Annotated in this window: 24 protein-coding genes; 3 read left to right on the forward strand and 21 right to left on the reverse strand. The window is 58.9% G+C overall.

Going from position 1 to position 22,322, the window contains the following annotated elements; translation table 11 throughout:
• Positions 1-144: 144 nt before the first annotated feature.
• The 20 genes from OKC43_RS01395 to trmJ all read right to left on the reverse strand — a co-directional run bounded on the left by OKC43_RS01395 (position 145) and on the right by trmJ (position 19,123).
• A complete protein-coding gene (locus tag OKC43_RS01395) occupies positions 145-369 on the reverse strand; it encodes a zinc ribbon domain-containing protein (protein WP_005333789.1) in 225 nt (74 codons plus the stop codon).
• 124 nt (positions 370-493) lie between these two features.
• Positions 494-1,990 (reverse strand): ribosome biogenesis GTPase Der, encoded by a 1,497-nt coding sequence (der, locus tag OKC43_RS01400; protein WP_005333794.1) that lies wholly within the window; start codon positions 1,988-1,990, stop codon positions 494-496.
• 74 nt (positions 1,991-2,064) lie between these two features.
• The gene (gene bamB / locus OKC43_RS01405; RefSeq protein ID WP_005333796.1) at positions 2,065-3,249 is read right to left on the reverse strand and encodes an outer membrane protein assembly factor BamB; all 1,185 of its coding nucleotides are present in this window, start codon (positions 3,247-3,249) and stop codon (positions 2,065-2,067) included.
• Complete coding sequence (locus tag OKC43_RS01410; RefSeq protein WP_270803740.1) at positions 3,242-3,892, reverse strand: YfgM family protein; 651 nt, start codon at positions 3,890-3,892, stop codon at positions 3,242-3,244. Before OKC43_RS01410 ends, bamB begins: the two co-directional genes overlap by 8 nt.
• 3 nt (positions 3,893-3,895) lie before the next feature.
• Positions 3,896-5,173 carry a histidine--tRNA ligase gene (hisS, locus tag OKC43_RS01415; protein WP_005351051.1) on the reverse strand — a complete coding sequence of 426 codons (1,278 nt, stop codon included), beginning with the start codon at positions 5,171-5,173 and terminating at the stop codon, positions 3,896-3,898.
• Between the two features lie 138 nt (positions 5,174-5,311).
• A complete protein-coding gene (ispG, locus tag OKC43_RS01420) occupies positions 5,312-6,427 on the reverse strand; it encodes a flavodoxin-dependent (E)-4-hydroxy-3-methylbut-2-enyl-diphosphate synthase (RefSeq protein ID WP_005333801.1) in 1,116 nt (371 codons plus the stop codon).
• Positions 6,428-6,437: 10 nt separating this feature from the next.
• A complete protein-coding gene (gene rodZ / locus OKC43_RS01425; RefSeq protein ID WP_128815429.1) occupies positions 6,438-7,406 on the reverse strand; it encodes a cytoskeleton protein RodZ in 969 nt (322 codons plus the stop codon).
• Entirely contained in the window at positions 7,396-8,187 is a 792-nt protein-coding gene (gene tapF / locus OKC43_RS01430) for a PilW family type IVa pilus biogenesis/stability lipoprotein TapF (RefSeq protein ID WP_085943024.1), read from the reverse strand. Before tapF ends, rodZ begins: the two co-directional genes overlap by 11 nt.
• Before the next feature lie 11 nt (positions 8,188-8,198).
• A complete protein-coding gene (locus OKC43_RS01435; RefSeq protein ID WP_005344856.1) occupies positions 8,199-9,302 on the reverse strand; it encodes a bifunctional tRNA (adenosine(37)-C2)-methyltransferase TrmG/ribosomal RNA large subunit methyltransferase RlmN in 1,104 nt (367 codons plus the stop codon).
• Between the two features lie 167 nt (positions 9,303-9,469).
• Positions 9,470-9,898, reverse strand: a complete 429-nt coding sequence (gene ndk / locus OKC43_RS01440; RefSeq protein WP_005333805.1) for a nucleoside-diphosphate kinase — start codon at positions 9,896-9,898, stop codon at positions 9,470-9,472.
• A 267-nt stretch (positions 9,899-10,165) separates the two neighbouring features.
• Complete coding sequence (gene pepB, locus OKC43_RS01445; protein ID WP_270803741.1) at positions 10,166-11,449, reverse strand: aminopeptidase PepB; 1,284 nt, start codon at positions 11,447-11,449, stop codon at positions 10,166-10,168.
• Positions 11,446-12,750, reverse strand: a complete 1,305-nt coding sequence (gene pepB, locus OKC43_RS01450; RefSeq protein WP_129504226.1) for an aminopeptidase PepB — start codon at positions 12,748-12,750, stop codon at positions 11,446-11,448. Before pepB (OKC43_RS01450) ends, pepB (OKC43_RS01445) begins: the two co-directional genes overlap by 4 nt.
• 173 nt (positions 12,751-12,923) lie before the next feature.
• Positions 12,924-13,262 (reverse strand): ISC system 2Fe-2S type ferredoxin, encoded by a 339-nt coding sequence (fdx, locus tag OKC43_RS01455; protein WP_005333808.1) that lies wholly within the window; start codon positions 13,260-13,262, stop codon positions 12,924-12,926.
• Between the two features lies 1 nt (position 13,263).
• Positions 13,264-15,111 (reverse strand): Fe-S protein assembly chaperone HscA, encoded by a 1,848-nt coding sequence (hscA, locus tag OKC43_RS01460; RefSeq protein WP_005351033.1) that lies wholly within the window; start codon positions 15,109-15,111, stop codon positions 13,264-13,266.
• Positions 15,112-15,139: 28 nt separating this feature from the next.
• The gene (hscB, locus tag OKC43_RS01465; RefSeq protein ID WP_042013204.1) at positions 15,140-15,658 is read right to left on the reverse strand and encodes a co-chaperone HscB; all 519 of its coding nucleotides are present in this window, start codon (positions 15,656-15,658) and stop codon (positions 15,140-15,142) included.
• A 118-nt stretch (positions 15,659-15,776) separates the two neighbouring features.
• Positions 15,777-16,100, reverse strand: coding sequence for an iron-sulfur cluster assembly protein IscA (gene iscA / locus OKC43_RS01470; RefSeq protein ID WP_005333812.1), 324 nt, complete (start codon positions 16,098-16,100; stop codon positions 15,777-15,779).
• Positions 16,101-16,115: 15 nt separating this feature from the next.
• Entirely contained in the window at positions 16,116-16,499 is a 384-nt protein-coding gene (gene iscU, locus OKC43_RS01475; protein WP_005333813.1) for a Fe-S cluster assembly scaffold IscU, read from the reverse strand.
• Positions 16,500-16,536: 37 nt separating this feature from the next.
• Positions 16,537-17,751 (reverse strand): IscS subfamily cysteine desulfurase, encoded by a 1,215-nt coding sequence (locus tag OKC43_RS01480; protein ID WP_270803742.1) that lies wholly within the window; start codon positions 17,749-17,751, stop codon positions 16,537-16,539.
• Positions 17,752-17,804: 53 nt separating this feature from the next.
• Positions 17,805-18,308, reverse strand: coding sequence for a Fe-S cluster assembly transcriptional regulator IscR (iscR, locus tag OKC43_RS01485; protein ID WP_026035025.1), 504 nt, complete (start codon positions 18,306-18,308; stop codon positions 17,805-17,807).
• Between the two features lie 92 nt (positions 18,309-18,400).
• A complete protein-coding gene (trmJ, locus tag OKC43_RS01490; RefSeq protein ID WP_270803743.1) occupies positions 18,401-19,123 on the reverse strand; it encodes a tRNA (cytosine(32)/uridine(32)-2'-O)-methyltransferase TrmJ in 723 nt (240 codons plus the stop codon).
• Between the two features lie 186 nt (positions 19,124-19,309).
• Here trmJ and OKC43_RS01495 point away from each other — a divergent pair, with 186 nt between their 5' ends.
• Entirely contained in the window at positions 19,310-19,726 is a 417-nt protein-coding gene (locus OKC43_RS01495; protein WP_270803744.1) for a hypothetical protein, read from the forward strand.
• Here OKC43_RS01495 and ubiT read toward each other — a convergent pair.
• Positions 19,679-20,212, reverse strand: coding sequence for a ubiquinone anaerobic biosynthesis accessory factor UbiT (gene ubiT, locus OKC43_RS01500; protein ID WP_005344837.1), 534 nt, complete (start codon positions 20,210-20,212; stop codon positions 19,679-19,681). The two genes, OKC43_RS01495 and ubiT, sit on opposite strands and share 48 nt — an antisense overlap.
• Before the next feature lie 189 nt (positions 20,213-20,401).
• Here ubiT and ubiU point away from each other — a divergent pair, with 189 nt between their 5' ends.
• Both ubiU and OKC43_RS01510 read left to right on the forward strand, forming a co-directional pair.
• On the forward strand, positions 20,402-21,397 hold the full coding sequence (gene ubiU / locus OKC43_RS01505) for a ubiquinone anaerobic biosynthesis protein UbiU (protein WP_042080116.1): 996 nt from the start codon (positions 20,402-20,404) through the stop codon (positions 21,395-21,397).
• An 11-nt stretch (positions 21,398-21,408) separates the two neighbouring features.
• On the forward strand, positions 21,409-22,281 hold the full coding sequence (locus tag OKC43_RS01510) for a U32 family peptidase (protein WP_216948815.1): 873 nt from the start codon (positions 21,409-21,411) through the stop codon (positions 22,279-22,281).
• The last annotated feature ends 41 nt before the right edge of the window (positions 22,282-22,322 follow it).

Consider the following 22,322-nt stretch of genomic DNA (forward strand, 5'->3'; position numbering starts at 1 on the left):
CCCCAGACGCAAACTCAAGCTTAATGACATCAAGCGCAACCTGTGGCGCAGAAATCGATCCTATACCCTGCTTATTGCAGAGCACACAGCATAAACCCGGCATTCGCCGGGTTTTTTTATCTTCTTTCTCACCTGAATGCTGTTTTACACCAGTGCCGCCTTGAACTGTACCGACCGCTTGGAGATCAGCGAGTTGCAGTGGTTGCAGAAGTAATCCACCGCGCCGCACGCCTTGAGACGCTCCAGCTCCTGCTGGCAGGTGGGGCAGATGGCAGTAACCCGAACAGGGGCCTGGCACTGGCCACAGGTTTGCTCCTTGCTGCGGGTATCCAGTTCAGCCTGGCATGATGGACAAAGCAGGGCTTCCATAATCAACTCCTCGAAAAGTGGATCTGCCATGGTCTTGTTCCATGGCAGATCCCCCTCACCTTATTCCTCACCTTAACATGGCGAGGATAACAAAGCGGCTGCCGGTGAGGGCAGCCGCAAGGACTTATTTCTTCTTCATTTTCAGCAGGCGTTTGCGCTGACGTTCCTGACTCAGGGTCATGGTGTTTTTCTTGCCTTCAAACGGGTTGACCGACTCCTGGAACTCGACCCGGATCGGCGAGCCCATGATCTTGAGGGACTTGCGGAAGTAGTTGATCAGATACCGCTTGTAGGAGTCCGGCAAGTCGTTCAGCTGGTTGCCGTGGATCACGATGCGCGGTGGGTTGTAGCCACCGGCGTGGGCATACTTGAGCTTGACGCGGCGACCATTGACCATCGGCGGCTGGTGATCTTCCTGCGCCATCTGCATGATGCGGGTCAGCATGGCCGTGCTGGTACGACGGGTGGCGGACTGGTAAGCCTCCTGAATGGATTCAAACAGATGGCCGACACCGCTGCCGTGCAGGGCGGAGATGAAGTGGACGCGAGCGAAGTCGATGAAGCCCAAGCGACGATCCAGCTCGTTCTTCACATCCTCTTTCACCTTCTGATCCAGACCATCCCACTTGTTCACCACCAGCACCACGGAGCGACCGGCGTGGAGCACATAGCCAAGGATGCTCAAGTCCTGATCGGTGATGGTCTCCTGGGCGTCGATCACCAGCAGGCAGACGTTGGCATCTTCGATGGCTTTCAGGGTCTTGATAACGGAGAACTTCTCAACCGTCTCGTGCACCTTGCCACGACGACGCACACCGGCTGTGTCGATAACCACATACTTCTGCTCGTCACGCTCCATCGGAATGTAAACGGAGTCACGGGTGGTGCCGGGCATGTCATAGACGATGACCCGATCTTCACCCAGCATACGGTTGGTCAGGGTAGATTTACCGACGTTGGGACGACCAACGATGGCGAACTTGATGGGCAGGTCAGCGAACGGGGTCTCCTTGGTGTCCTCTTTGGTATCGAGTTCACCGGCAGCCACCATGCGCAGCAGGGCTTCTTCGTCGAAGTCCTCCTCTTCCTCATCCTGCGCATCTTCATCGGTAGCGGAGTCGACCAGGGTCTCCAGATGGGGAGCCAGGGCCAGTTCCAGCAGGCTCAGCACGCCACGACCGTGTGCGGCCGCGATCTGGTAGACCTCGCCCAGCGCCAGACCGTAGAACTCGGAGACAGCGGAATCACCGTCGATACCGTCGGTCTTGTTGGCCACCAGAAATACCTTCTTGTGGGCCTTGCGCAGGTGCTCGGCAATGGCTTGATCCGCCGCGGTCAGACCGGCACGGGCATCCACCATGAACAGCACGACGTCCGCTTCTTCGATGGCCAGCAGGGATTGCTCGGCCATCTTCAGCTCGATCCCCTCTTCGGTGCCATCGATACCGCCGGTATCGACCACGATAAATTCCAGCTCGCCCAACTTCGCCTGACCGTATTTACGGTCCCGGGTCAGACCGGGAAAATCGGCAACCAGGGCATCCCGAGTACGGGTCAAGCGGTTAAACAGGGTGGATTTCCCCACGTTGGGGCGGCCCACCAGGGCTACTACAGGAGTCATAAAAGCCTCATTCTCAAGACGACAAAGGCTCCGGGTCCGAAGACCAGGAGCCGGATATTCACATTATCGGACGATCAAGGACGCTTGAGGGCGTACAACTTGCCGTCACGGCTCTGCACATACAGGGTCTCGCCATCCACCAGCGGGGCGGCATAGAGACCACTGCTATCGAGCTGCTGCATCGCCTTGATGGTACCGTCGGTACGATCAAGCCAATACAGGTATCCTTCCACATCACCCACCACCACATAGTCACCGAAGATGACAGGTGCAGTGACGGTACGATTTTCCAGCTGGGTGTTGGACCACAGCTCCAGACCGTTGCGACGGTCGATGGCAAACAGGTGGCTGCGACTGTCGGTCAGCACGATGGCATTACCGGTCATCGCCAGATCGCGATAGCCGGAATACTTGCGCTTCCACACTTCATCGCCGGTCATCAGCTTGCGCGCCATCAGCTGACCGTTGTAGGCGATGGCGTAGAGCTCATCACCGGCAATCAGCGGGCTGGCATCGACGTCAACCATACGGTCCAGCTCGGTGGCACCGCGCGGATCAGCCACCTTGGACTGGCGCACCGGCTGGCCGTTGCTCAGCAGGGCGATGCCCACCTTGCCATCGGCACGACCGTAAATCACGGCGCCGTTGGTGATCACCGGTGCACCGGCACTGCGCAGGGTCAGCGGCGGCTGCTCTTCGGAGAGCGACCACTGCATCTTGCCTTCATCAGTGTCGAGGGCGATCAGGCGACCGGAGGTGGTCAACACCACCACGCGGCCATCTTCCACCGCGGGGCTTGCCACCACTTCGCCGGGCACATTGGTCTGCCACAGCACTTCACCGTTCTCTTCGTTCAGGGCGTAGACCACCCCGTTCTCGGAGCCGAGGAACAGCTTGCCGTAACGGGAAACCAGGCCACCGGAGAGACGAGCGCTACGCTTGTCGGCGTTGACCGGCAGATCGGCCAGATCGACGGTCCAGAGGCGATCGCCACTGGCACGGTCAAAGGCGCTTACATCGCCGTCGCGGGCAGCCGCGTAGATGCGATCCTCTTCCACCACCGGCTTGAGCTGGGAGTAGAAGTCACCGATGCCATCACCCACAGTAGATGACCATGCGGTGTCGGCAGTGAAGGCAGATTCAACCTTGGGCAGCGGCGCCATCGGATTGAGATCCTCTTCGGAACTGAACAGGGAGCAACCCTGCAGAGCGAAGGAGACCGCAGCCCCCAGCGCCACCATCTTGAATAAATTACGCATCCGGTGCCTCACCAGTCGCTACGGCCGGCAGGGCCAGATCGTCCATTTTCAGCTTGAGCTCAGCGCTACCCTGCAGGCCGCCGGCATCGGCCGCTGCCTGATAGGCATCACGAGCCTCTTCGGTCTTGCCCTGCTTTTGCAGCACATCACCACGGGCTTCGGCTACCTGCGCCTTGAAGGCCTCATTCTGGATGGTTGCCAGCTTGGCCAGCGCTTCATCTGCCTTGCCCTGATCATTCAGCACCCGGGCCAGACGCAGCGCCGCGATGGGACGAATGCTCTCGTCACCCGTGGTCGCCACCAGCTCCAGCTGCTCGGCAGCCAGATCCAGCTTGCCCGCCTTGACGGCAGCGGCAGCCAGTTGCAACGCGGCCAGTTCACCGTAGGAGTCACCCTTGTTGGCGGTAACAAACTGCTGTGCCTGCTCGAAACCGGCGGCATCGCCCTTGGCCAGCTGCTCAATCACCTGGTTGTAAGAGTGGGAGGAGGCCTCCATGGTCTCTTGCTGGTGCTGGTTGTAATAGCGCCAGCCGAACAGACCGACCAGACCGATCACGGTCCCGGCAATCACCGAGTTTCCGTTCTCTTTCCACCACTCCTTGATAACCTCAACCTGTTGTTCTTCGGTGGTATAGACTTCCACAGCTTACTCTCCTTTGGCTGCCAGCAGGGCAATGGCGGCGTCAACCTTGACGGTCTGTTGCTCGGCCTGACCACGCAGATATTTGATAGTGATCTCCCCGTTTTGCACCTCGGTCTCACCAAGGATCAGGGCGATTGCCGCGCCGCTCTTGTCGGCACGTTTGAGTTGTTTCTTGAAGTTGCCACCACCGCAGTGGCTCATCAGGCGCAGGTCCGGCAGGGCATCGCGCAGACGCTCGGCCAGCTGGAAGCCAGCCTGTTCGGTCCCCTCGCCCACCATCGCCAGATAGACATCCACCGCCGGGCGGATATCGGCGTTGAGCTCGAGAGTTTCCAGCATCAGCACCAGACGCTCCATGCCCATGGCAAAGCCCACGGCCGGGGTCGGTTGACCGCCCAGCTGCTCTACCAGACCATCGTAGCGGCCACCGGCACAGACGGTGCCCTGGGCACCCAGACTGCTGGTGACCCACTCGAACACGGTCAGGTTGTAGTAGTCAAGACCACGCACCAGACGCTCGTTCACTTCGTATTTGATACCGGCAGACTCGAGCAGGCGCTTGAGCCCCTCGAAGTGGGCCAGGCTCTCTTCGCCCAGATGGTCGAACAGACGCGGGGCACCCGCCAAAATGGCCTGCACCTTTTCATCCTTGGAGTCGAGCACCCGCAGCGGGTTGCTGTACATGCGGCGCTGGCTCTCTTCGTCCAGCTGCTCCTTGTACTGCTCCAGATAGGCCACCAGCGCATCGCGGTAAGCGGCACGCTCGGCGCTCTGACCCAGGGTGTTGAGCTGCAGGGTGACATGCTCGCTGATGCCAAACAGACGCCACAGACGGTGGGTCAGCATGATCAGCTCAGCGTCAATGTCCGGCCCGTTGATGCCAAACAGCTCGACACCGAACTGGTGGAACTGGCGATAACGGCCCTTCTGGGGACGCTCGTGACGGAACATGGGGCCCATGTACCACATCCGGCGTTCCTGGTTGTAGAGCAGACCGTGTTCGATACCGGCACGGACGCAGCTGGCGGTCCCTTCCGGACGCAGGCTCAGGCTGTCGCCGTTACGGTCTTCAAAGGTGTACATCTCTTTTTCGACCACGTCGGTCACTTCACCGATGGCGCGCTTGAACAGATGAGTCTGCTCGACAATCGGCATGCGCACTTCGCTGTAGCCATAGCTTGCAACGACCTGGCGCAGGATCTGTTCAACCTTCTGCCATACCGGGCTCTGCTCCGGCAGGCAATCATTCATACCGCGAATAGCTTGGATCTGTTTTGCCACGTTGATACTCGAGAAAAAGAGGTAAAATTTGGCCGCATTATAGGGATTTTCCCCCCCAAGGTAAAATCAGGGAATCCGGATGCGGGATTTAAAATCAGTCACCTGGAAAAAGGGCCACCCAATGTGGCCCTGTTTCGCTCACTCCTTGTCCATCGGGATCCGGTTGGCGGGATCCAGCATGGCGGCGCGGGCGCGAATGCGGCGCTCCAGAGTTGGAATGAGATCCTTGTTGTCGAGCCGATCGACCCGCTGGCCTCCCTCATAGAAGGCACTCTTGTTGGCGGCACCCGCCAGACCAAGGTCGGAGACCAGCGCTTCGCCCGGGCCATTGACCACACAGCCGATGATGGAAACATCCATCGGGGTGATGATGTCTTCGAGCCGCTCTTCCAGCGCGTTGACAGTGGCGATCACATCGAACTCCTGCCGTGAGCAGGATGGGCAAGCGATAAAGTTGATGCCACGGGAGCGAATACGGAGGGATTTGAGGATATCGAAACCGACCTTTACCTCCTCCACCGGATCCGCCGCCAGCGAGATACGCAGGGTATCGCCGATGCCGTCGGTAAGCAGCATCCCCAGACCGATGGCAGACTTCACCGCGCCGGCACGGAAACCGCCCGCTTCGGTGATGCCAAGGTGCAGCGGCTGTTCAATCTGCTTGGCCAGCAGGCGATAGGCACCGACTGCCAGGAACACATCGGAGGCCTTGACGCTCACCTTGAAGTCCTGGAAATCGAGACGATCGAGATAGTCCACGTGACGCATGGCGGACTCCACCAGCGCCTCTGGGGTCGGCTCGCCGTACTTCTCCTGGATATCTTTCTCCAGCGACCCGCCATTGACCCCGATACGGATCGGGATATTGAGGTCGCGTGCACAATCGACCACCGAGCGCACCCGCTGCTCGTTGCCGATGTTGCCCGGGTTGATACGCAGGCAGTCGGCACCGTACTCGGCCACTTTCAGGGCGATGCGATAGTCAAAATGGATATCGGCAACGATGGGGATGCGGGTTTGCTGTTTGATGAGCCGGAAGGCTTCCGCCGCTTCCATGGTGGGCACGGAGACACGGACGATATCGGCACCGACCCGCTCGATCCGCTGGATCTGCTCGATGGTGGCGGCGACATCTGTGGTCTTGGTGTTGGTCATGGTCTGCACGGTAATGGGGGCATCGCCCCCAACCGGTACATTACCAACCATGATCTGTCTGGATTTACGACGAATGATGGGTGATTCGTGAGAAGACATGGGAAACAGATTACTCCTGCGGCAGTGAGAAGCGGGCTGTACGGCCGTTGTTGTAACGGCTCATATCAAACGACTGACCCTTGTAGTCAAGCTTGACGGCCATGGGCGCGCCAATGATGAACTTCAGGGGCTCGGCGCCTTCCAGCACCAGCTCGTCGTTGGCCTTCTTCAGACCACTGAACAGGGTCTTGCCGTTGGCATCCTTCACATCCAGCCAGCAATCGGCGGTGAAGCTCATCTTCAGTTGCGGCGCCGTCGCCGGATCAACGACAGCCTCTTCAGATTCGGTGCCATTGGCGCCGGATACCGCTGCATCGGTCGCAGTGCCGACAGCCGCGCTGACATCGGTCGGGGCAACAGCCGCAGAAGCAGGCGCCAGGGTAGCCGTCGCATCGGAGACCACCGCAGGGGCAGCCACGTCCGTGGCGGCCGGTGCGATGGCAGCGCCTTCGGCCGGAGCTGTGTTGATCGCATCGGGCGGCGTGATAGCAGGTTCAGCCGGAGTCGAACCGGTTGCACTCATCTCGGTGGCTGCCAGCGCTTCATCACCGGCGGAGCGACGGGAAGTACTCTGCCACCACCAGGCGACCGAGAGCGCAATCAACACCAGGATCACCAGCCAGGTCACCACCTTGAGCCGACTGTCGTTGGCTTGCTGGCGGGAGCGACGGGAGAAGCTCTGCATGTCGATATTGTCGGGAGGAGTCAGACCCAGCTTGTCGTAAGCAGCCAGAATGGTCTCGTCGGGGATCCCGACCAGCTTGGCATAGGTACGCAGATAGCCCCGAATAAAGGTATGGGAGGTGTGCTTGTCGTAGGTATCCGATTCGATAGCGGCGATCAGGGTCAGACGAAGGTGAATGCGGGACGCAACCTGTTCTCGTGTCCAGCCAAGCTGTTCACGGGCGTTGCGCAGCAATTGGCCTGGGCCTACTGCCTGGGAGTCGTCTTGGAAATCGTGTTGCTGTTCAATAGTCATTGGCTAAATAACGCTTGGCTTGTTGCGAAGTGGGATATTGCCTTACCAGCTCAGTCCCGAATTGGTGAAGTAATGCCGGCTTGTCCATCGCCTGTGCCAGCCGAAGTCTCAACCAGAGACTCTCCTCGTTCTCGTCTGACACATCGGCAAAACGGGCGAGGTAGGACTGCACATCAGGCAGCTTGCCATCTTTCATGGAAAGCTCGGCCAAGTCCAGCAATAACCCTGGATTGCGGGGATTATACCCCAAGGCCAGGCGATAGTACTCGCCTGCTTTATCATTTCTGCGATTTTGCAGCGCACAAAGTGCCGCATTTTCATAGGTATCGGCAATTTTTACGTAACCTGGCTGAATAACAGCCTGGTTGAACGCCTGATCTGCCTCGGCATACCTGCCGCGATCACAGAGGAAGGCACCATAGTTGTTCATTGCGTCAGCATTGGACGGATCCATGGCAAGGGCGTTCTTGTAATGGGTCTCGGCTGCCTTGAAATCTCCTACCTTCTGGTAGAAGTAGGCAAAACCGATCTGGATCTGGGGGTTGGAGGGGTCATACTGGAGGGCGCGGTCAAGATTGAACTTGGCCTGCTCGGCATTGCCCTGACGCAGGTACTGGATACCCAGGTCTAGGCGGGTTTGGGCAGCCGCCTTGAGGTCAGGACCCACTTCACGCTGGGTCGAGTTCTGGCCAGCGTAAGTGGTCTCGGTCACACAGCCTGGCAGCGCGCAGAGCGCTGCCACTACGATCAATGTACGTGTATCCATTCCCTGTCTATACAATGGCTTAGCATTTAAACCATTTTGACGGAAATCCCATCCTGTTGCATCCGATTTTTGATAGTTCGCTTGGTACGGTCAATCACGTCACCCACCAGCTGACCACAGGCGGCATCGATGTCATCACCACGGGTCTTGCGGACAATCACGGTGAAACCGTACTCCATCAGCACCTTGGAGAAGCGATCGATACGGCTGTTGCTCGGCTTGCCGTAAGGGTTGCCCGGGAAGGGGTTGAACGGGATCAGGTTGATCTTGCTCGGCGTGTCCTTGAGCACCTTGGCCAGCTCGTGCGCATGCTGCATATCGTCATTGATATGATCGAGCAGCACATACTCGACGGTCACCCGACCACCGTTGGCATTGGATTTGGCCAGGTAACGACGGACACCGGCGAGGAACTCCTCGATGTTGTACTTGTCGTTGATCGGCATGATCTCTGAACGCAGCTTGTCGTTCGGGGCGTGCAGGGAGATAGCCAGCGCCACGTCGATCTGGTCACCCAGCTTGTCCAGCGCAGGTACCACGCCAGAGGTGGAGATGGTCACCCGGCGCTTGGAGATGCCAAAGCCGTAGTCATCCATCATCAGACGCATGGCGGGCACCACATTGGCGAGGTTAAGCAGCGGCTCGCCCATCCCCATCATCACCACGTTGGTGATGGGACGCTTGCCACCGACCACGCGGGCCGCACGCCACACCTGACCGATGATCTCGGAGACTTTCAGATTGCGGTTGAAGCCTTGTTGAGCCGTGGAGCAGAACTTGCACTCCAGCGCACAGCCAACTTGAGAGGAGACGCAGAGGGTCGCGCGGTCATCTTCCGGGATGTAGACGGTCTCGACCTCCTGATCGCCCACCTGCAAGGCCCACTTGATGGTGCCATCGGCAGAGCGCTGCTCGCGGCTGATCTCGGGCGCCTTGATCTCGGCGATTGCCTTGAGGCGCTCTTTGAGCACCTTGTTGACGTTGGTCATCTGATCGAAATCATCACACCCAAAGTGATAGATCCACTTCATGACCTGATCTGCCCGGAATGGCTTCTCGCCCAGTTCGACGAAAAAGGCACGCATGGCATCCCGATCAAGATCCAGCAGGTTGATTTTTGTTTCGCTCATCAATGGCCTCAGTTCAAACACTTCATCAATTATTGGCTGACGACGTCAGGGGGCGGCATTGTACAAATAATGGGTCTGGCTTTCCACCTGGAGAATAGAGGGATATTGCGTAAACGGCGAAAACAACAAAGGGAGCCGAGGCTCCCTTGGGTCATCATCCACAAAAATCAGCCGCGCGGGCAGATCTCGTTGTCAGAGAAGAAGTAGGCAATTTCGCGGGCAGCGGATGCAGGTGCATCAGAGCCATGCACTGCGTTGCGATCGATGCTCTCGGCATAACAGGCACGCAAAGTACCAGCCAGCGCCTCTTTCGGGTTGGTAGCCCCCATGATCTCGCGATTGCGACGGATGGCGTCTTCCCCTTCCAGCACCTGCACCATGACAGGGCCAGAGGTCATGAAGCTGACCAGATTGTCATAAAAAGGCTTGCCCTGATGCTCGGCATAGAAACCGGCAGCCTGTTCACTGCTCATGTGCAGCATTTTGGATGCCACCACTTTCAAGCCTGCGCTTTCGAAACGGCTATAGATGGCACCGATCAGGTTCTTGCTGACAGCATCCGGTTTGACGATAGAGAAGGTACGTTCGATGGCCATTGATATCTTTCCTTAACTACAGAGTTTTATTGTTAGAATCCATGTTCGCTGGCGATTATACGTAAACAAAAACCGGAAAAACACACAAACAAGCAACTTTTTATTAAACATCACTCCCTTGCAATCAACATCCACACTCATCTTGACCGAGCAGAGCCGGAAAATATGTGCGCTTGCGCACGATAGTTACCTTAAGCCGCCAAAACCCCATCTTTTGTTCACAATTCGAACAGCATGAAAAAGGCACCCTAAGGTGCCTTGTCTCGCCTATTTGGCTTCCGCCAGCAGGGCCCGCGCTATGGTGCGCATCCCCAGAGTATTAGCTCCCGGCGCCCAGAGGGCATCGCCGTTGTCACTGAAGCAGGCGGCCAGATCGATATGCAACCAGCCCATCCCTTCGTTGGCAACGAAACGGGAGAGGAAACCCGCAGCGTTGGAGGCGCCACCCGGCCCGCCCCCCTTCACCGGACGGCTGTTGGCCGTGTCGGCGTAATGGGAAGGGCACTGCTGGCGGTGCCAGGGCTCCAGCGGCAGCGGCCAGGCAGGCTCATGCTCAGCATCGGCATAGGTCATTGCGCGGCTTACCAACCCTTTGTCGAGGCCGAACAGAGCATTGTAGCGCCCACCCAGCGCCATCACGGCTGCGCCGGTCAGGGTCGCGGCATCGATGATCAGCGGTGCGCCGGACTCGCTCGCCAGTTGCAGGCCGTCGGCCAGCACCAGCCGCCCCTCGGCATCGGTATTCACAATCTCGACCGTGGTGCCGTTCTTGTAGGTGAGGATGTCGCCCAGCTTGTAGGCGTTGCCGGAGACCAGGTTCTCAGCGCAGCAGAGGATCAGCTTCACCCGCTTATCGAGCCCGCGCAGCATAGCCAGCGCCAGCGCACCGGTGACAATCGCCGCACCACCCATGTCGCACTTCATGGTGAGCATCCCCTCGGAGCTCTTCATGGAGTAGCCGCCGGAGTCAAAGGTGATCCCCTTGCCCACCAGCGCTGCCGCTACCGGCGCCTTGGGGTCACGCCCCGGGTTGAAGTCGAGCTCCAGCAATACCGGTTCGCGCGCACTGCCGCGGCCCACCTGATAGAGGCCGACCCAGCCCGCCTGTTGCAGCGCTTCGCCTTTCAAAATGCGATGACTCACCTTGTCCGGCGCCACCTCGGTAATAAAGGAGGCAGCTTCCACCGCCAGCTCCAGCGGGCCCAACTGCTCCGGGGTGGCATTGGTCATCTCGCGCACCCAGCGGCCGCAGAGCCAACGCGCTTCCAGCTCCTCTCTGTCCTCTTCCGAGGACATGGCCCACTGCAGTTGCACCTCCGCCTTGGGGGTTTGCAGCCCTTGGGCAAAAGCCCACTGCTGTTCACGCTCCCAGTGACCAGCCAGGGTCACTTTCTGGATCCCTTGCTGGCAGAGGCGACGGGCCGCCTGCTGGATATCGAGCAGTGGATTGGCCGTCACCAGATGGATCACCATGCCGTCGGCACGGTGAGAGAGCAGCGCCCCCTCCCCCCACTCGGCCGGTGCAAATTCACGACTTAACCAGACATTCATGCGGTCACCTCCTGCAGCCAGCGTGCGATGGTGCGCAGACCGTGCCCCTTGGCGCCGGTCGCCCAGAGATCGTTGCCCGATTTCTGATAGGAGGCCGCCAGATCCAGGTGCACCCAGCCCTTGCCCTCATCGCGCACGAAGCGGGAGAGAAACGCAGCAGCCGTGGTGGCACCGGCTGTGCCCTCTGCCGAGGCGACGTTGCCCAGATCGGCAAAGGCCGAGGTGAGCTGGCTGGCATGCCAGGGCTCCAGCGGCAGCGCCCACGCCTGCTCGTTTTCCACCTTGGCGGCGGCCAGCGCACGCTGCTGTTCGGTCTCATCGAGGGCAAACACCGCATTATAATCGCGCCCCAGCGCCATCTTGGCGGCGCCGGTCAGGGTGGCTGCGTCAAGGATATAAGCCGCACCACTGTCGGAGGCCGCCATCAGGCCATCGGCCAGCACCAGACGACCTTCCGCATCGGTGTTCTGGATCTCGACCGAAACCCCATTCTTGTAAGTGAGGATGTCGCCCAGCTTGAAGGCGTGGCCGGAGACCAGGTTCTCGGCGCAGCAGAGAATGAGCTTCACCCGCTGGTTCAGACCGCGGCTGATAGCAAGCGCCAACGCGCCGGTCACCATGGCGGCACCGCCCATATCGGACTTCATCGGCAGCATGTTGTCAGAGGACTTCATGGAGTAGCCACCGGAATCGAAAGTGATCCCCTTGCCCACCAGCGCCGCCACCACGGGTGCATTGCGATCACCGGTCGGGTTGTAGTCAAGCTCCAGCAGCACAGGCTCGCGCTCGCTGCCACGGCCAACCGACCAGATCCCGATATGGCCGGACTCGCGCAGCGCTTCACCGGCGGTGATGCGAGCTGTAACCTGATCCCCGGCCAGACCACGAATGAGCAACAGGGCCGATTCCGCCAGACTCATGGGGTAGATCTCTTCCGGACAGCCATTGGTGATGTCACGTACCCAGCGAGCCGCCTTGAGCAGCGCATCCAGTTCACGGGCTTCCGCGTCGCTCTGCTGGCCGAAATCCAGTTCACGCGCACCCTTGGCGGCGTAGAAACCCTGGGCGAACGCGTAGCGACGCTCCAGATCCCAGCCTTCACCGACCAGCATCACCCGCTTGATCCCGCTCGATTCGAGGCGACGGGCGGCGCGCTGAACGGTGCGCAGAACATCCTTCTCCTGACCCGCGGCACCAAGATGGATCAGTGCCTCGTCGCCATTGAAACTGAGCTGGGCGCCCTCGCCCCAATAGGCGGCCGCAGCCTGGGTGGATAACGCTACCTTCATCATGTCAGCCATCGTGTTTGCTTCCTTTTTACTGGCACTATGTATAAGCACTCTTTATGGGAAAGAGCTTATTGGCAAAGAGAGAATAACGAATACAAAAAAGGCCGTGCCCCCTAGGGTCACGGCCTTCCACCATATCACTGAAGCACCACAGGATGCTGCACGTGCAATTCACTCATGTGTAATTAATGGCGTTCAGAGGCAAGGTTCAGGGTGTACTTGGGCAGTTCCACCACCAGATCCTCGTCTGCCAGTTTTGCCTGGCAGCTGAGGCGCGATTCCGGCTCCAACCCCCACGCCTTGTCCAGCATGTCGTCTTCCAGCTCGTCACTTGGCTCGAGCGAGTCAAAGCCCTCGCGCACCACGCAGTGGCAGGTGGTGCAGGCACAGGATTTCTCGCAGGCATGCTCGATTTCGATACCGTTGCGCAGCGCCACATCCAGAATGGTCTCGCCGCTTTGCCCCTCGAGGGCGGCGCCATCCGGACAGAGTACGGGATGAGGAAGAATGATCAGTTTTGGCATATTACACCTTGTTGACGTTTTGTCCGGTCAGCACCTTGCGGATGGAGGCGTCCATCCGGCGGGCTGCAAACTCGCCACTGACAGCGTCGGCTGCCTCAATGGCTTCTTTGATTTGATGGGTTGCGCCGCTGTTGCGCATGGTCAGCAGATGGGCGATGGCGGCATCAATCTCGGCACGCTCGGCAGCATTGAGCAGGGCATCGCCATCGGCGGCCAGCGCCGCATTGAGACTCTCGACCACCCGGTCGGCTTCAACCTGCTGCTCGGCCAGCATGCGGGCATCCATATCCTGCTGGGCATTCTCGATGGAGGCACTCAGCATGTTGAGGATATCCTGCTCCGCCAGCCCGTAAGAGGGCTTGACCTGGATCTCGGCCTGCACGCCGGAGGATTTCTCCATGGCGCTGACCGAGAGCAGACCATCCGCATCCACCTGGAAGGTGACGCGAATATGGGCGGCGCCGGCTGCCATCGGCGGAATACCAGTCAGGGTAAAGCGGGCCAGGGAGCGGCAATCGGCCACCAACTCGCGCTCACCCTGTACCACGTGAATGGCCATGGCGGTCTGACCATCCTTGAAGGTGGTGAACTCCTGGGCGCGGGCAACCGGAATGGTAGTGTTGCGCGGGATCACTTTCTCGGCGAGACCACCCATGGTCTCCAGACCCAGCGATAGCGGGATAACGTCCAGCAGCAGCATCTCGGCATCGGGCTTGTTGCCCACCAGAATATCGGCCTGGATGGCGGCGCCAATGGCGACCACCTTGTCAGGATCGATGCTGGTCAGCGGCGTACGCTGGAAGAACTCGCCCACCAGTTCACGCACCAGCGGCACCCGGGTGGAGCCACCGACCATTACCACTTCCAGCACTTCCACCTGCTCGAGACCGGCATCGCGCAGGGCGCGGCGACAAGCCAGCAAGGTCCGTTTCACCAGCGGGGTGATGAGTTCATCAAACTGGCTACGGCTCACTGAACCCTGCCAGCCAGCAAAGGTGCACGCCACCTGCTCGGCATCGGTCAGACCGTGTTTGACGGCCGCGGCCACATCCAGCAGCTCGCGCTGCAGATGGGCATCCAGCTCGCCGGAGAGGCCCGCCTGCTCCTTGATCCAGTCCGCCAGCAGGTGATCAAAATCATCGCCGCCGAGGGCGGAATCGCCGCCGGTCGCCATTACTTCAAACACACCGCGATGCAGACGCAGGATAGAGATATCGAAGGTACCGCCCCCCAGATCGTAAACCGCGATCACCCCTTCCTGACCGGAGTCAAGGCCATAGGCAATCGCGGCCGCGGTCGGCTCGTTGAGCAGACGCAGTACGTGCAGACCGGCCAGACGGGCCGCATCCTTGGTCCCCTGACGCTGGGCATCATCGAAATAGGCGGGCACGGTAATGACCACGCCATCTAGATCGCCCCCGAGTGTCTGGGCGCCACGCTCGGCCAGCTTTTTGAGAATTTCGGCCGATACCTGCACCGGATTGACCAGCCCCTGACGGGTTTGCAGTTGCGGCATGCCATTGTCGGCGGCAACAAACTGGTAAGGCTGCTGGCGGGTATCGATATCGGCCAGCGCCTTGCCCATCATCCGTTTGACCGAGACGATGGTGTTGTGAGGATCGAGCGCCGCTTCGCGCTTGGCATCAATTCCGACTCGAATGGCGTCGCTTTGATAGTGCACCACTGACGGGAGCAGGTCGCGCCCTTGCTCATCGCAAAGGGTATCGGCGTGACCACTGCGAACCGCAGCGACGAGAGAGTTGGTGGTGCCGAGATCGATGCCGACGGCACGTTTGTGCTGATGAGGAACAGCGCTCTGGCCGGGTTCGGCGATTTGCAGTAATGCCATGGGTAATGAAACTTCCAGCGTTAAAGGATCAAGACTCGAGAAGCGAGTCTTCGAATCGTTCCAGCTCTTCGAGGAGCTTGTCGACAAACTTGAGTTTGCGAACGCAATCAGCGGCAACGAGATCTTTGCCGGCGGCAAGAGACTCGGTCAGCTGCTGCATCAACATCTGGTGATCATGCCTGATCTCGCTGCGAAAATCCTTGATGGCGCGCTCAGGGTCGGCGTCATCTTTCAAGTCGGCCAGACGCTCGCGCCACTCCAGCTGCTGCATCAGAAATGCGGTATCTTGCAGGGTCTGCTGTTCACCACGGATATCAGTGCCACGCAGGGAGAGCAGATATTCTGCACGGCGCAGCGGCGCCTTGAGGGTGGTGAATGCTTCGTTGATCTGGGCGGCACGTTGCACAGCAGCCAGCTGCTCCCGTTCGGGGGCGGTGGCAAAACGATCAGGATGGAATTGGGTTTGCAGCTGGCGGTAGGTATCAGCCAACTGACGGGTATCGAGCTCAAAGCCTTCAACCAGCCCAAACAGCTCGAAATGATTCATGCAAACCTCTTGGAAACGTTCGCCACTACCTCACTCGCCCCTGGCAAATGAGATGTGGTTGAACGGGTCATGGACAACCCGCTCAACCACAGACGAAGGATCATTGACGTCAAACAGCTCAGACACTGAAGCTTTCGCCGCAACCACACTCGCCTTTGGCATTGGGATTGTTGAACTGGAAGCCCTCGTTGAGGCCCTCCTTGACGAAATCCAGCTCGGTGCCATCCAGATGGATCAGGCTCTTGGCATCGACAATAATCTTGACGCCCTGCTGCTCGAACACCTGATCCTCATCGGTCAGTTCATCAACGAACTCAAGCACGTAGGCCAGACCGGAGCAGCCGGTGGTTTTGACGCCGAGGCGCAGGCCAATGCCCTTGCCCCGGTTAGCCAGAAAAGAGGAAACCCGTGCCGCGGCGGCATCTGTCATGGTAATAGCCATACTGCTCTCCGGCGCTTAGAGACCTTTCTTCTGCTTGTAATCGGCGATGGCGGCCTTGATGGCGTCCTCGGCCAGAATGGAGCAGTGGATCTTCACCGGTGGCAGGGCCAGCTCTTCGGCGATATCTGTGTTCTTGATGCCAGCCGCTTCGTCCAGGGTCTTGCCCTTGACCCATTCGGTCACCAGGGAGCTGGAGGCGATGGCAGAACCGCAGCCGTAGGTCTTGAACTTGGCATCTTCGATGATGCCTTCGTCGCTGATCTTCAGTTGCAGCTTCATCACGTCGCCACAAGCGGGCGCACCGACCATGCCGGTTGCAACGCTGGGATCATTCTTGTCGAAACCACCGACGTTGCGAGGATTCTCGTAGTGGTCGATTACTTTTTCACTGTAAGCCATATCTCACTCCTGCTAATTCTGTTGCTCACTGAAGTAATCAGTGATGAGCCCATTCGACCGTGTTCAGATCGACGCCGTCTTTGTACATCTCCCACAGGGGGGACATCTCGCGCAGACGACCGATGGAGTCACGAATAAGCTTGACCGCGTAGTCAATCTCTTCCTCGGTGGTGAAGCGACCCATGCTGAAACGGATGGAGCTGTGTGCCAGCTCGTCGTTCAGACCCAGTGCGCGCAGCACATAGGAAGGTTCCAGGCTGGCGGAGGTGCAGGCCGAACCGGAAGAGACCGCCAAATCTTTCAGCGCCATGATGAGGGATTCCCCTTCCACATAGGCAAAGCTGACGTTGAGGTTACCCGGAACACGCTGATCCAGATCGCCATTGATGTAGACGGCTTCAATATCCTTGATGCCATTCCACAGACGCTGGCGCAGAGCCAAGATGCGCTCGCCTTCACTCACCATCTCTTCTTTGGCGATGCGGAAAGCTTCGCCCATCCCGACGATCTGGTGGGTAGGCAGAGTACCGGAACGCATGCCGCGCTCGTGGCCGCCACCGTGCATCTGGGCTTCCAGACGAACGCGGGGTTTGCGGCGAACAAACAGTGCACCGATCCCTTTCGGACCATACACCTTGTGCGCTGAGACGGAGAGCAGGTCCACTTTCAGTGCTTCCACATCTACCGGGATCTTGCCCACACTCTGAACGGCATCCACGTGCAGCAGGATCTTGCGGGAACGGCACAACTCGCCGATGGCGGCAATGTTCTGAACCACGCCGATTTCGTTGTTCACATGCATGATGCTGACCAGGATGGTGTCATCACGCATGGCATTCTCGATCATCTCGATAGTGAACAGGCCGTTTGGCATCGGCTCAAGATAGGTCACCTCGAACCCTTCACGCTCCAGCTGGCGACAGGTATCGAGCACCGCCTTGTGTTCGGTCTTGGAGGTGATGATGTGCTTGCCCTTGCTGGCATAGAAGTGGGCAACACCCTTGATGGCCAGGTTATTGGATTCGGTCGCACCGGAAGTGAAGACGATCTCGCGGGGATCGGCACCGATCAGCTCTGCCACTTGATTACGGGCCAGATCCACCGCCTCTTCGGCTTGCCAGCCAAAGCGGTGAGAACGGGAAGCCGGATTGCCGAACAGGCCATCCATGGTGAGACACTGCATCATTTTTTCTGCGACACGCGGGTCCACCGGACAGGTTGCCGAATAATCAAGGTAAATAGGCAGTTTCATGTTTTTCTCCGTCACAGTCCGGGTCATACAGAGTCCCGCTGTGGAAAGCACGTTTATAGTTGGACTTTCAAGCTCACATCGCCGTGTTCTGCCCGATCAACCAGGGACAACACGGTCTTCATTTGTTCATCTTGCTTGCCGGCAATGCGGCGCACATCGGCCTGCCGTACCAGCTCGGCCAAGGTGATATCCCCGAGGAAACTGGAGATCCGCTCACTCAGGTCGCGCCACAGGGAGTGCGTCAGACACTGGGTACCACCGTGGCAGCCGCCCTTGCCGAGACACTTGGTGGCATCGACCGACTCATCGACCGCGGTGATCACCTGACCAACCGAAATCTCGCCTGGGGCCAACCCGAGGCGATAACCACCACCCGGGCCACGCACGCTGCTCACCAGACCATGTTTGCGCAGGCGGGCAAAGAGCTGCTCGAGATAGGACAACGAGATGCCCTGGCGCTCGGAAATATCGGCAAGGGGGACGGGCCCCTGCTCTGCATGCAGCGCCACGTCTAGCATGGCGGTTACAGCGTAACGTCCTTTTGAAGTCAGTCTCATGTGCCTTACCGTCTTGCGAAGCAATTTAATGGGGCACATGGTCACATACCCGACCAAAACAGTCAAGTATATGGTTGAGTAAATCAGTCGGATTAATCCGGTACGCGCGCTTTCTGTACCGAGGTCAGAATTCCGCGCAGAATGTTGAGCTCTGCCGCTTCCGGCCGAGCCCGATTGAACAGGCGACGCAGCTTGCTCATCACATGACCCGGATGGTCATCGGCAATAAAACCGGTCTTCATCAGGGTTTGTTCCAGGTGCTGATAGAACCCTTCCAGCTGGGCGGCACTCGGATAGACCATCTCATCTTCAGGCTCGGCGGCCTGCCCCTGCAGCCAGCGCATCCGCACTTCGTAGCAGAGAGTCTGCACCGCCATGGCCAGATTGAGGGAGCTGTAATCGGGATTGGCCGGAATGGCCACGTGGTAGTGGCACTTTTGCAATTCGTCGTTGGTGAGACCGGTGCGCTCACGACCAAACACCAACGCGACCGGGTGCAGCATCCCCTCAACCACCGACTTTTCGCCGGCTTCACGGGGATCGAGCATGGGCCAGCTCAGGGTTCGAGAGCGGGCGCTGGTGCCAATGACCAGACCACAATCGGCGATCGCGTCGTCCAGTGTCGGGACGATACGGGCATTGGCAAGCACATCGCTGGCACCAGCCGCCAGGGCGAAGGCATTGTCATCCGGCAAGGCTTGCGGATCAACCAATACCAGCTGGGTCAACCCCATGGTCTTCATGGCGCGTGCCGCAGACCCCATGTTGCCGGTATGAGAGGTGTTTACCAAAACGATACGAATCTGATCCAACATGCCCAGTCAATCTTCAGTCAAAAATGGCGCGCAATTGTAACATAAGAGAACACCATGTTGGCACCGTAAAAGCCGAGCCATTTCAGAACAAAACTACCCGTTTGTATAACAAACCAGCATGAGGGAAGTGAGAGGGGGGGCTAAACTTGATGGATATCCGATAAACGGCACAGGAGACACCACGCCATGCTTCCTCCCTTTATCTATGAGAGATTGCCCAGCCTCTACCTGCTGGCAGCCATTGCCATTATTACGTTGAGTGAACGGCCCCTGCTCTGGTTTGCAGGCACCTTGCTGTTTATCGCCGGAGCGGTGACCTGGATGATGCGCTCCAGCTACCGACGTACCGATCTGATTATCTTTCCGAGCAAACGCTGGCTACAGCCGGAGTGGCTGTATGAAGCGCAACCCTTTATCTGGCTGGCTGCGGGGCTGGCCATGTCACAGCTGCCCGCCCCTGCGGCACTCATCGCCTTGGTGCCCTGTCTGTGGGCCTGTCGCTGCCTCTGGGCACGGCACCATTATCGTCGCCATGCCCATGGGGTGATTGTCCACTTAAGACGGGATCCCGCCCGGCGCCGTCTGCACCGGAGCCTGCGCTGACTCTGTGCGGGCGCGTTCGATAAACGTCGCCAGATCCATCAGGGGATACTTCATCAGGCTTGGCAAGCCATCGAGATCCAGACTGTCCATCAGGTTTTTCACCTCAAGGCCCAGTTCGGTATCCCCTTCTATCTTCAGCTTGCGCTGGAAAAAGAGCGAGTCCGGATCCTCTTTGCGACCGGCAATCAGGATCAGGTCGTTGGCCGTACCGCTGAAGCAGACATCGGCCTTGTCACACTCGCGAGCTACCACCAGCTGGCCATTCTGCTCACTGATAAACCAGCACAGCTCCAGATCAGAGACTTCGACTTTCAGCCACTTGTCTGCCAGAAACTCGAAATCGCCATCTTCGATAGCCTCTTTGAAAACCCGGGCCAGCAAACTCTCCATCAGCTGCTTTTGCAGATTGAACGGAACCAGCTTGAGGGGATGGCGCAAGAAGCGCGGAGCCTGTTCGACCAGGCGGCGTTGCAGTTGTTGAAACACGATAGACTCCCTTTTTTGCGCATTCAAACACAGGGAGAGTGGCAAGATCATGTTGGAAATCAAACTTGTGCAGGGTTACCTCAAGAAGGGTAAAGCCACACAAAGCTGCCTCAGGTCAAAAAGCGGGAGTGCATGGCTGCATACAATCAGGGCTCGTTTGCCCTTCATATGCACTCTCGGAGCGTACCAATGGAATTACTCTGTCCGGCAGGCAGTTTGCCGGCACTGAAAACCGCCGTGGATAACGGGGCCGATGCCGTTTATATCGGTTTCAAGGATGACACCAATGCCCGCCACTTTGCCGGTCTCAACTTTACCGACAGCAAACTGGAGAAGGCGGTGGATTATGTGCATCAACATGGTCGCAAGCTGCATATTGCTATCAATACCTTTGCGCATCCCGGGGCCGATACTCGATGGAAACAGGCGGTTGATCGCGGAGTGGCCCTCGGCGCCGATGCGTTAATCATCGCCGATCTCGCCGTGCTGGAATATGCCAGCCGCCACTACCCCGAGATGGAACTCCATGTCTCGGTGCAGGCCAGCGCCACCAATGCCGCCGCCATTCGCTTCTATCAGCAGCAATTCAATGTCACACGGGTGGTGCTGCCCCGGGTGCTCTCCATGCATCAGGTCAAGCAACTGGCCCGCGAAACCGATGTTGGCCTTGAGGTATTCGCCTTTGGCAGCCTCTGCATCATGGCCGAGGGGCGCTGCTATCTCTCCTCCTACATGACTGGCGAGAGTCCCAACACCGTCGGCGCCTGCTCACCGGCCAAGTTCGTCCGTTGGGAAGAGACCCCGAATGGTCTCGAGTCGCGGCTCAACGAGGTGCTGATCGACCGCTATGGCCCGGGCGAAAATGCTGGCTATCCGACCCTGTGCAAGGGGCGTTTCGACGTGGATGGCCAGACCTACCACGCGCTGGAAGAGCCCACCAGTCTCAATACCCTGGGTCTCCTGCCAGAGCTGTTCAAGACTGGGATCCAGTCGGTCAAGATTGAAGGGCGCCAGCGCAGCCCCGCTTATGTGGAGCAAGTGACCCGGGTCTGGCGTGCAGCCATCGATGCCTATCAGGCCAATCCCGAGGCCTATCAGGTTAAAGCTGAGTGGGATGCCCAGCTAGCCCGCGTCTCCGAAGGTAGCCAAACTACCCTCGGCGCCTACCATCGTCAGTGGCAATAAGGAGTCCACCTATGCAATTTTCTCTCGGGCCTCTGCTCTTCTACTGGCCCAAAGCCGATACCGAATCCTTTTACCATGCCGCTGCCGACAGTCAGGCCGACATCATCTATCTGGGCGAGACGGTGTGCAGCAAGCGGCGCGAACTCAAAGTCGATGACTGGATTGCGCTGGCCCGTCAGGTCGCCAACTCCGGCAAGCAGGCGGTGCTCTCGACCCTCGCCCTTATCTCCGCCCCTTCCGAGCTCAAGGAGGTGAAGCGGCTGGTCGACAATGGCGATCTTATGGTCGAAGCCAACGATCTCGGTACGGTGCAACTCGCCTGGGAGGCTGGGATCCCCTTCGTCTGTGGCCCCGCCATCAACGCCTATAACGCCGATGTGCTGCGCATGCTGCTCAAACAGGGGATGAAACGCTGGGTCATGCCGGTGGAGCTCTCCCGTGACTGGCTGATCCAGCTCAATCAGGATCTGGGCTCCCTGCGCGACCAATTTGAGGTGGAGGTGTTTGCCTACGGCCATCTGCCGCTCGCCTACTCGGCGCGCTGCTTCACCGCCCGCTCCCTCGACAAACCGAAAGACAACTGCGAGCTCGCCTGCATCAACTACCCCACCGGACGACTGGCCAACAGCCGCGAGGGACAACGGGTGTTCAATCTCAACGGGATCCAGACCCAGTCCGGTTACTGCTACAACTTGGGTAACGAGCTGGCTGGTATGGAAGGTCTGGTGGATGTGGTCAGACTTTCACCGCAAGGGATGGAGACGCTGGAGATGGTGGCCCGCTTCAAAGCCAATCGGCAGGGCCAGGCTCCCCTCCCCTTGCAGCAAGGAAGCGACTGTAACGGCTACTGGCGCCAGATCCCCGGCATGAGCCTGGTGGAGTAAACCCGCCATTCGCCCAACAAAAAGGCCTCATCGCGAGGCCT

This window comes from Aeromonas sp. Y289-2 (assembly GCF_027705925.1).
Taxonomy (GTDB): domain Bacteria; phylum Pseudomonadota; class Gammaproteobacteria; order Enterobacterales; family Aeromonadaceae; genus Aeromonas; species Aeromonas veronii.

Coding starts and splice junctions, on each gene's coding strand:
- OKC43_RS01395 (WP_005333789.1), bottom strand. CDS start 369: ATGGAAGCCCTGCTTTGTCCATCATGCCAGGCTGAACTGGATACCCGC.
- der (WP_005333794.1), bottom strand. CDS start 1,990: ATGACTCCTGTAGTAGCCCTGGTGGGCCGCCCCAACGTGGGGAAATCC.
- bamB (WP_005333796.1), bottom strand. CDS start 3,249: ATGCGTAATTTATTCAAGATGGTGGCGCTGGGGGCTGCGGTCTCCTTC.
- ispG (WP_005333801.1), bottom strand. CDS start 6,427: ATGTCTTCTCACGAATCACCCATCATTCGTCGTAAATCCAGACAGATC.
- rodZ (WP_128815429.1), bottom strand. CDS start 7,406: ATGACTATTGAACAGCAACACGATTTCCAAGACGACTCCCAGGCAGTA.
- OKC43_RS01435 (WP_005344856.1), bottom strand. CDS start 9,302: ATGAGCGAAACAAAAATCAACCTGCTGGATCTTGATCGGGATGCCATG.
- ndk (WP_005333805.1), bottom strand. CDS start 9,898: ATGGCCATCGAACGTACCTTCTCTATCGTCAAACCGGATGCTGTCAGC.
- pepB (WP_270803741.1), bottom strand. CDS start 11,449: ATGAATGTCTGGTTAAGTCGTGAATTTGCACCGGCCGAGTGGGGGGAG.
- pepB (WP_129504226.1), bottom strand. CDS start 12,750: ATGGCTGACATGATGAAGGTAGCGTTATCCACCCAGGCTGCGGCCGCC.
- fdx (WP_005333808.1), bottom strand. CDS start 13,262: ATGCCAAAACTGATCATTCTTCCTCATCCCGTACTCTGTCCGGATGGC.
- hscA (WP_005351033.1), bottom strand. CDS start 15,111: ATGGCATTACTGCAAATCGCCGAACCCGGCCAGAGCGCTGTTCCTCAT.
- hscB (WP_042013204.1), bottom strand. CDS start 15,658: ATGAATCATTTCGAGCTGTTTGGGCTGGTTGAAGGCTTTGAGCTCGAT.
- iscA (WP_005333812.1), bottom strand. CDS start 16,100: ATGGCTATTACCATGACAGATGCCGCCGCGGCACGGGTTTCCTCTTTT.
- iscU (WP_005333813.1), bottom strand. CDS start 16,499: ATGGCTTACAGTGAAAAAGTAATCGACCACTACGAGAATCCTCGCAAC.
- OKC43_RS01480 (WP_270803742.1), bottom strand. CDS start 17,751: ATGAAACTGCCTATTTACCTTGATTATTCGGCAACCTGTCCGGTGGAC.
- iscR (WP_026035025.1), bottom strand. CDS start 18,308: ATGAGACTGACTTCAAAAGGACGTTACGCTGTAACCGCCATGCTAGAC.
- trmJ (WP_270803743.1), bottom strand. CDS start 19,123: ATGTTGGATCAGATTCGTATCGTTTTGGTAAACACCTCTCATACCGGC.
- OKC43_RS01495 (WP_270803744.1), top strand. CDS start 19,310: ATGCTTCCTCCCTTTATCTATGAGAGATTGCCCAGCCTCTACCTGCTG.
- ubiU (WP_042080116.1), top strand. CDS start 20,402: ATGGAATTACTCTGTCCGGCAGGCAGTTTGCCGGCACTGAAAACCGCC.
- OKC43_RS01510 (WP_216948815.1), top strand. CDS start 21,409: ATGCAATTTTCTCTCGGGCCTCTGCTCTTCTACTGGCCCAAAGCCGAT.